Consider the following 9,808-nt stretch of genomic DNA (forward strand, 5'->3'; position numbering starts at 1 on the left):
TGGTCGGTTATGTTTCTCGAATTGTCAAACTGCCCTGTTCAAAACGCCGAGCTTGTCTCGTAGCGTGGCCTCCATGGTGTGGAGAAAACGATGATTCAAAAGCGCTGCATCCTGATCGGCGTGCCCGTTCAGGAGGGATCCGGCCGGCTCGGCTGCGATATGGGACCGAGTGCCTTTCGCACGGCCGGTCTCGCGACCGAGCTCGGCAGCCTTGGCTACGATGTGGAAGACCGGGGCAACCTCGCGCCTGCGCCCCTGCGCGAGCTAAGGCACGAGAATCCGGCCATCAAGGCGCTGCCCGAGACGGTCGCCTGGACGGAAGCGATTGCCGATGCCGCGTTCAAGGCCGGCGGAGAGGGCATTCCGATCTTCCTGGGCGGCGATCACAGCCTGTCGGCCGGCTCCATCACGGGCCTTGCCCAGCGCGCCGCCGAGGAGCGCCGCGAGTTCTTCGTCCTGTGGCTCGACTCGCACCCCGACTTCCACACCCTCGCGACGACGACAAGCGGCAACCTGCACGGCGTCCCCATGGCCTATGCCACGGGCCGACCGGGCTTCGACGGCTATTTCCCGAAGGTTCATCATCCGGTGAAGCCGGAGAACGTCTGTATGATGGGCATCCGCAGCGTCGATCCCGCGGAGCGCGCGGCGCTCGCCAATTCGGGCGTGACGATCCACGACATGCGCGCCATCGACGAGAACGGGGTCGGGCCCCTTCTCGACGCCTTCCTGAAGCGCGTCGCCATGGCGGATGGCGTCCTTCACGTGAGCCTGGACGTGGACTTCCTCGATCCCGGCATCGCGCCGGGCGTCGGCACCACGGTTCCGGGCGGCGCCACCTTCCGCGAGGCTCATCTCATCATGGAGATGCTGCACGACAGCGGGCTCGTGAGAAGCCTCGATCTCGTGGAACTCAATCCCTTCCTGGACGAGCGCGGCCGCACGGCCCTGCTCATGGTCGACCTCGCATCGAGCCTCATGGGGCGCCGCGTCCTCGACCGTCCGACCCAGAGCTATCGCCATACCCCCAAAGTGAATGCATCATGACCCCGAAGCTCAACATCGTTCCTTTCGTCAGCGTGGATCACATGATGAAGCTCGTCCTCGCCGTCGGCGTGGAGCGCTTCCTGATCGAGCTCGCCGAATTCATCGAAACCGACTTTCGCCGCTGGGAGCTGTTCGACAAGACGCCGCGCGTGGCCTCGCACAGCCGCGAGGGCGTGATCGAGCTCATGCCCACCAGCGACGGTGAGGTCTACGGCTTCAAGTATGTGAACGGGCATCCCAAGAACACGCGCGAGGGTCGCCAGACCGTCACGGCCTTCGGCGTGCTGGCGGATGTGGGAACGGGCTATCCCGTGCTCCTCACGGAGATGACCATCCTGACCGCCCTGCGCACCGCCGCGACCTCGGCCGTCGCCGGCAAGTATCTGGCGCCGAAGAACGCCCGCACGATGGCGATCATCGGCAACGGCGCACAGTCCGAATTCCAGGCCGTCGCCTTTAAGGCGATTCTCGGCATCGACAAACTCCGCCTCTACGACATCGACCGTTCGGCCAGCGCGAAATGCGTTCGCAACCTCGTCGGCCACGGCTTCGACATCACCGTATGCGGCACTATCGAAGAAGCGATGGAGGGCGCTCAGATCGTCACCACCGTCACCGCCGACAAGCAGAACGCCACGATCCTCACCGACAACATGGTCGGCTCGGGCCTGCACATCAACGCGGTCGGCGGCGACTGCCCCGGCAAGACGGAGCTGCATGCCGACATCCTCAAGCGGTCCGACATCTTCGTCGAATATCCGCCCCAGACGCGCATCGAAGGCGAGATCCAGCAGCTCGCGCCCGATCACCCGGTGAAGGAGCTGTGGCGGGTGATCGCCGGACAGGAACCGGGCCGTGCGAGCGAGCGCCAGATCACCCTCTTCGATTCCGTGGGCTTCGCCATCGAGGACTTCTCGGCCCTTCGCTACGTGAAGCGCCAGATCGAGCAGACCGGCCTTTACGAGGAGCTGGACCTCCTCGCCGATCCGGACGACCCGCGCGATCTCTTCGGCATGCTGCTGCGCGCCGCCGTCGCGGCTCCGACCGCTGCGTGAGGCCTGGACCGCTGGCATTGAAGGGCTGCGTTCCAACCGGGAACGCCCCTCGCCCTCCCGCCAAGGCCCTTTCTCGTCATGGCCGGACTTGATCCGGCCATCCACGTCTTGAGAACCTCAGCGGCCTGAAGACGTGGATCCCCGGCACGAGGCCAGGGATGACGAGGAGGGTATGCGGCCAATCTCGCCCATCGACATGGCCGGGCTTGACCCAGCCATCCATGGCCTCGACGCACTAAAAGCGATCCGCCCGGTAAGGCGACGGATCGCAGAACGGCGCTTCGCCCGTCATCATTTCGGCGAGCAGGCGGCCCGTCGCGGGTCCGAGGGTCAGGCCGTGATGGGCGTGGCCGAAGCAGAACCAAAGGCCCGGATGGCGGGGAGCCTCGCCAATGACGGGCCGCATGTCCGGCAGGCAGGGCCTGCGCCCGAGCCACGGTTTCGGATCGACCCGCTCGCCGAGCGGGAACAGATCGCGGGCGAGAGCCTCCGCCTGATCGAGCTGACCGCTGTCGTCGGACGCGTCGAATCCGGCAAGCTCCACGCCCGTGGTCAGCCGGATTCCGTTGGTCATCGGAGCGAGCACATATCCGCCCTCGAAATCGAGCACCGGTTGGTTCAGGCGCGCCTCGCCCCGGGCGCCGTAATGCATGTGATAGCCGCGCTTGACCGCCAGCGGGATCCGGTAGCCGAGGGGCTCGAAGATCCGGTCCGACCAGGGACCGAGAGCCACGACGGCCTGCCCCGCCGTGACGGGCCCCTCCTCCGTCGTGACGGCCCAGTCGCGCCCGCTTCGCATCAATGTCCGCGCATCGCCCGACGCGAAGCGCCCGCCCTGCGCCATGAAGAGCGCTGCGTATCCCTTGGTGAGCGCGCCCGGATCGGACACGGTCGTCGGATCGCGCCAATGGATCGCGCCGATGGGCGCGCCCAGCAGGTCGGGCTCGCGTCGTTTGAGATCCGCAGCGTCGAGCACGTCGTAGCGCAGGCCGTACTTCTCCACGCTTTTGGCGGCAGCCAGGGCCTTCGTCTTTCCCTCTGCGGTCCGGAAGGTCTCGATCCAGCCGCTGCGGCGCAGGAGATGCGTCACGCCCGCCCTCTCGATGAGCTGGTCGTGTTCGGCCACGCAGCGCTCGATGAGCGGCAGCATGGCATCGGTGGCCTCGCGCAACCGCTCCGGGGACGAATGCCGCCAATACTGGAACAGCCACGCGCCCATTCTCGGAAGATGGGACAGGCGATACCGCACCTCGGGCGAGCGGTTCAGGCCGTAGCGGAGCAGGATGGAGAGCTGGCGCGGCATCGCATAGGGAATGACGCTCGCCCGCTCGATGAGGCCGGCATTGCCATAGCTCGTTTCCTCACCAGGCGAACGGCGGTCCACGAGGCAGACGGAACGGCCGCGCGATTGGAGGTGAAGCGCGGCCGAGACACCGACGATCCCGGCGCCGAGCACGACGACGTCATAACGCATGATGATCAATCTTTACTGAGCGTTGGGTTTGAGAGCGGTTTTCGCCGTGCGGCCCAGCCAGGTCCGGCGCGCGGGCTGAGGCAGGTCGCCCATCCTCAGATGGCGCGTCAGCCTCCGCTCGAGCACCGCCCAGAGCCGCCTGATGCATTCGACGATCACGAGGTAGAGCACGGCCGCCCACAGGTAGAGCTCGAAATTGTACGAGCGTGAGAAGGCGAGCTTGGTCACGCCCATGAGGTCGTAGATCGTCACGAGGGACGCGATGGCGCTGGCCTTGATCATGAGGATCAGTTCGTTGCCGAGCGGCCGCAGGCAGACGATCATCGCCTGAGGGAAGATGACCTTCACGAAGGTGATGGCCCTGTGCATCCCGAGCGCCGCAGCGGCCTCGCGCTGCCCGCGCGGGACGGACTGGATGGCCCCCCGGAAAATCTCGGCCTGATAGGCGGCCGTATTCAGGGTGAAGGCGAGCAAGGCGCAGTACCACGCCTCGCGGAAGAACCACCAGAGGCCGAGATCGGTCCAGAAGGCGCGCAGGGATCCGAGGCCGTAATAGAGCAGGAACAGCTGCGCGAGCAGCGGCGAGCCGCGGAAGAAATAGATATAGGCGCCCGTGAACCAGCGCACGAGGCCGTTGTCCGAGAGGCGCGCCAGCGCCAGCAGCAGCCCGAGGATGGCACCGAGCGTGAAGGAGATCGCCACCAGTTGCGCGGTGACGCCGACGCCTTCGACGAAGCGCCAGCCATAGCGGTCGAGGAGATCGAGGTCGAGGACGAGGCCCAGAAGATCGCGGAACGTCATTCTAGCCTCTCACATGGCCGCGATTGGCGCGGCGTTCCAGAACCGTGAAGGCGAGCCCCGATCCCGCCGAGAGGATCAGGTAGATGACGCAGGCCGCGAAATAGAACACGATCGGCTGCTTAGTGGCCCCGACGGCGAGGTTCGTCTGCCGCATCAGGTCCACCAGGGAGATGGTCGAAATCAGCGACGTATCCTTCAGCAGGGTCAGCCAGTTGTTGGAGAGGCCCGGCAGCGCCGCTCTCATGAGCTGCGGGAACACGATGAGCCGGAAGGTCAGGAACCGGGAGAGGCCGAGCGCGCTTCCGGCCTCGTATTGCCCTCGCGCGATGGTGTTGAGCGCGCCGACCCAGACCTCGCTGGAAAATGCCGCGAGAACCAGTCCGAAGGCAAGGACGCCGGCGAGGAAGGCATTGATCTGCAGCTGCCCCTCATAGCCCATCGCCGCCATGAGGCGCTGAACGAGGATCTGGCCGCCGTAATAGACCATCAGCAGGGTCAAAAGCTCCGGCAGCCCGCGAAACACCGTGGTGAAGACGGTGGCCACGGCGCGCGCGCGTGGGCTGCGGGACCGCGCCATCAGCGCAATCGCAAGGCCCAGGAAGATGCCGACGGGCAGCGTGGCGAGCGCCAGCGACAGGGTCACGAGCGTTCCCGCCGCGAGCGCGCTGCCCCAGCCTCCATCGGAGAAGGAAAGAAGCGAAAGAATATCCTGCAATGGACCGTCCTCTGCGCAGGGCCCTTGGGAGACGCCACGCCGTCGCGTGGCGTCTCCTGGCAGCGAAGCGTCGTCTCGACCGACTTAGTAAATGTCGAACTCGAAATACTTGCCCTGGATCTTCTTGTAGGTGCCGTCCGCGACGATGTCCTTGATCGCCTTGTTGAACTTCTCCTTCAGATCCTTGTCTTCCTTGCGGATCGCGATGCCGGCCTCGGACATGGTTCCCTCGATGTCACCCAGAAGCTTGCAGCAATCCTTGCCCGTGTTCTTAAGCCACTCGACCAGCACGAACTTGTCGGCGACGGAGGCATCGAGGCGTCCGTTCGCAAGGTCGGCATTCGCCTCGTCCTGGGTAGGATAGAGCTTCGCCGAAGCGCCCGCCTTGCCGTACACGTCCTCGGCATAGATTGCCTGCGTCGTGGACGACTGAGCACCGATCGTCAGGCCCTTCATGGAGGCGGAGGTGGTGTCCTTGATCTTCGAGTCGTTCGGAACGGCGACGGAAAGCGGCGTGCGGTAATAGCGGTTCGTGAAATCGATCTGCTTCTTGCGCTCTTCGGTGATCGTCATCGACGCCACGATGGCATCGAATTTCTTGGCGAGCAGCGCCGGGATCATGCCGTCCCAATCCTGCGCAACAATGGTGCACTTCACCTGCATCTTATCGCAGAGCGCATTCGTGATGTCGATGTCGAAGCCCTGCAGCTTGTTGTTGGAATCCATGAAGTTGAAGGGCGGATAGGCGCCTTCGGAGGCGATGACGATCTCTTTCTTCTCCTGTGCGGACGCGAGCGACGTCATGCTCAGAATGCAGATGCCTGCCGCGAGAAGTGTCTTGACCATTCTTGTACCCTCTGTTGTTTCGACCTGACCGGCCCTCTCCACGTCTGACCTCACGGGCTCTCCGTGTAGCCGACGAATTCGTGATAAAGCGCGGCCGTCGCGTTCAGCCGCTCCTCGACCTGCGGGCCGAGTTCATTGAAGACTGCATTCAGCAAAAGATGCACCAGGGACAGCATCGGCGCCGTCGATTCCCAGAACAGGTTGAGATCGGTCGGAATGCGGAACACCTCGCTCGTGCAGCCGTCCGCCCAATCGCAATAGGTGTCGGTGACGAGGGTGACCGGGATGCCGCGCTGATGCGCTTTGCGCGCCAGGAGCTGGGCGTGCCGCGAATAGCGGCGCGCCTCGAAGATCACGAGGGCGGATGGTCCCTCGCCGCCGAGGAGCGCTTCGGCGAAATGCCCGGATCCCGCATCGAGCAGGTGCACGCCGTCGCGCAGATATTGAAGGTTGTGGACCAGTGAGGCGGCAAGCCCCCTCTCCGTCTGAAATCCCGCCACATGGACCCGCGACGCCGTCGCCAGACGCCGGCTCACCGCCTGGAAGGCGGGCGATTGCGCATATTCGTAGACGCGCACCAGAGCGGCGATCTCCAGCTCGAAGCTCTTCGTGAGCTCGCCGAAATCCTGGCGGCTGCGTTTCCGGAAGTCCTTGAGCCGGTCTCCCAGGAGCCAGGGACTTCCTCCCAGGTCCGTTCTCAGGTGATCCTTGAGATCCTTGAGGTGCCGATAGCCGATGGAGCGGCAGAACCGCCCGACGGTGAGCTCGCTGACGCCGATCTTCTGGGCGATGGAGGCGGATGTCTCGAAGGGCAGCTCGTTCAGGTTCGCGAGCATGTAGCTCGCCAGCGCCCTGCCGGACGCCGTGGCCGACTCCAGGCTCTTTTCGAGACGCTGCTTCACATGCTGGCTCACGACCGCTCCCCCCTTGCGGCCATTAAGACAGCTCTCTGACATAATTGCAATCGCTGCTATCTTTCTGTCATACAGTGATCGTCCCAGACATCCACGTCTTCAGAGCCAGAGCGACCAGAGACATGGATGCCCGGCGCACGGCCGGGCATGACGAGAGAGCGTGCGGAAACTTGCGTCCTCGTCGTCTCAACAACGGCGTCGGCGAGGCGTAAGCTCACTGGTCTGCGCGAGTGCTAGCGGGTCGGAGGCGGCCCTCCGGGAGGCGTTCCGCCTGCTCCGCCTCCGCTCGGCATCGTGTTGCGAGCGCGCTCCATCAGCATCGTGGCAGCCTCCACGCAGGATCTCATGGAGTCTCTCGGATCGCACCGCACGGCAAGCGTCGCATCGCCCGAGCGAAGCAGAAATCCGGCGCCGCGTTGCGGAATACGGCTCGCCATGCCACCGCCATCGTCGATCCCGCGCAGGAGATCCTCGAGGTCGCGGTCACGGCGGCCGTAACCTCCGCCGCGATCGTCGGAGTCGTTCGAGCTTTGGCTGAAGGCAGGCCATGAGATGAGCATCAGGCCAACAGCCGCGACAAGGACCTTCTTCATGTCAATCCTCCCATCGGTTGGGACATTCGCTTCGGATCAATCGCGGCAGACACGTCTGCGCACCACGACCAGAAGATCTCCATCTTGAGCGCGAAGGCTTCGCGTGAGGAAATAACAGTTCCCTCCGAAGCGATCCGCAATCCGCTCCCGCAGACGCCCACGCAAGCCGCCGCCGCCATCGCCCTCATCCTCCCATCGTGATGCAAGGCGCTCCCTCAGGCGCTCGCGCAGCGCCGGATGGTCTCTCAGGAATTCCCGCAGATCGCCGCGGCGGTCCATGCGGTCCCGCAGCATGTCCATGAGCTCATCGCGCCGGTCGCTGCGTTCCTGAATCAGATCCATCAGCATGTCGCGGCGGTCGGAGCGTTCATCCATCCAGTTCTGGACGAGCCCGCGCAAGCCGCCGTCGCTGATATCGGTTTCGCCGATGCCCCAATCATCGTCTTGTGCCGCCGCCGGACCAGCCGTCGCCAGAAGGAATGTCGGCGAAGCGACGAGCGTGAACGCCGCCACCGCTAGAATGGATAAACGGGTCATGATGTTTCTCCAGTTGTGAACGAAACAGCTTCAACTCGGACGCACATCCGGGCCGCTCAGTGAAACTCTCGCGCCTCGTGCGATGGTGAGGCGGATACGGCGCGGAAACCCAGACTTTGCCGCGATAAACCAGTGCCGTTAAACTGCTCGATCGGCGAAGAGCGCAGCTTGGAATCCGCACTCTTCGAGACACCAGATGACCGGCATGTTCATTCTCCCGAACATGGTGTCCTGATTGAGTCCGCTTATTCGCTTGGACCGGATCGCCCGCGAGAATTAAGCGGTAGCTCTCTACCCCTTCTGAGAGGCTCGGCAGAGATCTGTCGCAAAGTGTTCAGACCTTGTCCTGATGGGTCAAGCGGCGTTCGGCCAGACATGCTCCCGTCGAATGCTCCTGAATGCGCAAGCAAGGGCAACAGCACTCAGGTCTTTGGAGGAGTCACACGCCATGAAAGCCGCCTTCACCCTGGCGATTCTTGCGATCGCACTCGCAGCATCGCCAGCTTGGTCGCAGAATCGTTGGAGCCGGGCCTCAGCGTCGGGCGAGATCCGGATTCCGTCTCAAGCCGAGCTCGAACGGGACGTGTTCTCGGAGCCGCGGAACGACTTCTCCTCGATCGACAGTGTGGCCGTGGGCGAGATGGACCGCATGGACCACGAGATCGATCACCTCGTCGAACGCGGCATCTGTAACGGGTGCTGAGGCGCGCAGCATCGACGAACGTCAGGGCTGCCAGTATCAGTTGGCGTCAGTGTCAGAATCTCCCGGACGCGGCGGAGCAGGATCTCCATGCAACCGCTGCTCGGACACGCGTTTCGTTCAACGAGGGCGAAATGCAATATCGTGCGACCTCAACGGAACTGACAAAGAATAGACCGCATTACTCCTTCGGATTATCCGAAATAGCCAACTCGTTATCTGGCGGACACGAACGCGAAGCCACATTCTGGCCTTACTGCCAAGCAAGCGTTGTCAACTTACCCTTAGGGCAATCTAGTTGGAAGTAACGAGGACCCCTCAACAGATGCGAGACAACACACCGTCACCCTCATCGCCTGACGTCTCCCCCGCTCTGCACCAGCTCGAGCGGACGATCGTCGCGTCGATTGCGCTGATGAAACGCATCCGGCGCGAGAGGCGGCGATCCCTTCGCCCCGAAACGAATGCGCAGAACGCAAAGCAATAGGCGGAGCGCGCGACGGCATAAAATTCCCTGACGAGCAGGCTTCCGGGAACCCCCCGGCGCGTCGTGCGAAAAACTGGACTTGGTTTTTCGCACGGCGCGCTCATCCAACGCTCTCGAACATTGCTGACGACAGGGTCGCGGCTCAGCGCCGTGCGCGAGTCTGCGGTCGACCGGACGCTTTCAGGGCCCCGGCGGTATAAACCGCGAGCGCTGCCCAGATCGCCGTAAATGCGATGGCGTCGATCCATCCGAATGCTTCGCCATAAACGAAAACGCCGAGGGCCAGTTGGCCGGTCGGTGCCAGATACTGGAGCAGGCCCAGCGTCGACAATGTGAGCCTTTGGGCGGCTGCCGCGAACCAGATGAGAGGCGCTGCGGTGCTCAGCCCCGTCAATGCCAGGAGAATGTCGCGGCTCCAGTCGCCCTGAAAGGCGGTAGCCGTTCCCTGCGCGAATGTGAATGCGCAATAGCTGAGCGCCAGCGGGCTCAAGAGAAGGGACTCGACGCAAAAGCCCACTAGTCCTTTGCCACAGGGATCATGCAGGATAGAGCCGCCGTAGTTTGGAGCGAGCCTGCGTGGTGGTGAAATGCCAATGCGCCTTGGCTCTGTTGCGATTGCGCTCGGCTTCCCAGGCGGCG

General features: G+C 63.8%; 10 protein-coding genes and 1 pseudogene. 3 read left to right on the forward strand and 8 right to left on the reverse strand.

Annotated elements, in window-relative coordinates; all coding sequences use genetic code 11:
* Positions 1 to 90 precede the first annotated feature (90 nt).
* The gene (rocF, locus tag ACS5Q0_RS17330) at positions 91 to 1,047 is read left to right on the forward strand and encodes an arginase (RefSeq protein ID WP_473127900.1); all 957 of its coding nucleotides are present in this window, start codon (positions 91 to 93) and stop codon (positions 1,045 to 1,047) included.
* A complete protein-coding gene (locus ACS5Q0_RS17335; RefSeq protein WP_473127911.1) occupies positions 1,041 to 2,102 on the forward strand; it encodes an ornithine cyclodeaminase in 1,062 nt (353 codons plus the stop codon). The genes rocF and ACS5Q0_RS17335 overlap by 7 nt, the downstream gene beginning before the upstream one ends.
* Positions 2,103 to 2,337: 235 nt before the next feature.
* Here ACS5Q0_RS17335 and ACS5Q0_RS17340 read toward each other — a convergent pair whose 3' ends face one another.
* The 7 genes and pseudogenes from ACS5Q0_RS17340 to ACS5Q0_RS17370 form a co-directional block, all read right to left on the reverse strand.
* Positions 2,338 to 3,585 (reverse strand): NAD(P)/FAD-dependent oxidoreductase, encoded by a 1,248-nt coding sequence (locus ACS5Q0_RS17340; RefSeq protein WP_473127901.1) that lies wholly within the window; start codon positions 3,583 to 3,585, stop codon positions 2,338 to 2,340.
* 84 nt (positions 3,586 to 3,669) lie between these two features.
* A pseudogene (locus tag ACS5Q0_RS17345) lies at positions 3,670 to 4,377 on the reverse strand (ABC transporter permease); the annotation flags it as partial.
* A 1-nt stretch (position 4,378) separates the two neighbouring features.
* Positions 4,379 to 5,092 carry an ABC transporter permease gene (locus ACS5Q0_RS17350; RefSeq protein ID WP_473127902.1) on the reverse strand — a complete coding sequence of 238 codons (714 nt, stop codon included), beginning with the start codon at positions 5,090 to 5,092 and terminating at the stop codon, positions 4,379 to 4,381.
* A gap of 84 nt (positions 5,093 to 5,176) precedes the next feature.
* Positions 5,177 to 5,938 carry an ABC transporter substrate-binding protein gene (locus tag ACS5Q0_RS17355; protein ID WP_473127903.1) on the reverse strand — a complete coding sequence of 254 codons (762 nt, stop codon included), beginning with the start codon at positions 5,936 to 5,938 and terminating at the stop codon, positions 5,177 to 5,179.
* Between the two features lie 50 nt (positions 5,939 to 5,988).
* On the reverse strand, positions 5,989 to 6,852 hold the full coding sequence (locus ACS5Q0_RS17360) for a MurR/RpiR family transcriptional regulator (protein ID WP_473127904.1): 864 nt from the start codon (positions 6,850 to 6,852) through the stop codon (positions 5,989 to 5,991).
* Positions 6,853 to 7,085: 233 nt separating this feature from the next.
* Complete coding sequence (locus ACS5Q0_RS17365) at positions 7,086 to 7,445, reverse strand: hypothetical protein (RefSeq protein WP_473127905.1); 360 nt, start codon at positions 7,443 to 7,445, stop codon at positions 7,086 to 7,088.
* Positions 7,446 to 7,481: 36 nt separating this feature from the next.
* A complete protein-coding gene (locus tag ACS5Q0_RS17370) occupies positions 7,482 to 7,982 on the reverse strand; it encodes a hypothetical protein (RefSeq protein ID WP_473127906.1) in 501 nt (166 codons plus the stop codon).
* 448 nt (positions 7,983 to 8,430) lie between these two features.
* Here ACS5Q0_RS17370 and ACS5Q0_RS17375 point away from each other — a divergent pair, with 448 nt between their 5' ends.
* Positions 8,431 to 8,685, forward strand: a complete 255-nt coding sequence (locus tag ACS5Q0_RS17375) for a hypothetical protein (RefSeq protein WP_473127907.1) — start codon at positions 8,431 to 8,433, stop codon at positions 8,683 to 8,685.
* Between the two features lie 626 nt (positions 8,686 to 9,311).
* Here ACS5Q0_RS17375 and ACS5Q0_RS17380 read toward each other — a convergent pair.
* Entirely contained in the window at positions 9,312 to 9,659 is a 348-nt protein-coding gene (locus ACS5Q0_RS17380) for an EamA family transporter (protein ID WP_473127908.1), read from the reverse strand.
* Positions 9,660 to 9,808 lie beyond the last annotated feature (149 nt).

Source organism: Microvirga sp. HS2 (genome assembly GCF_055792805.1).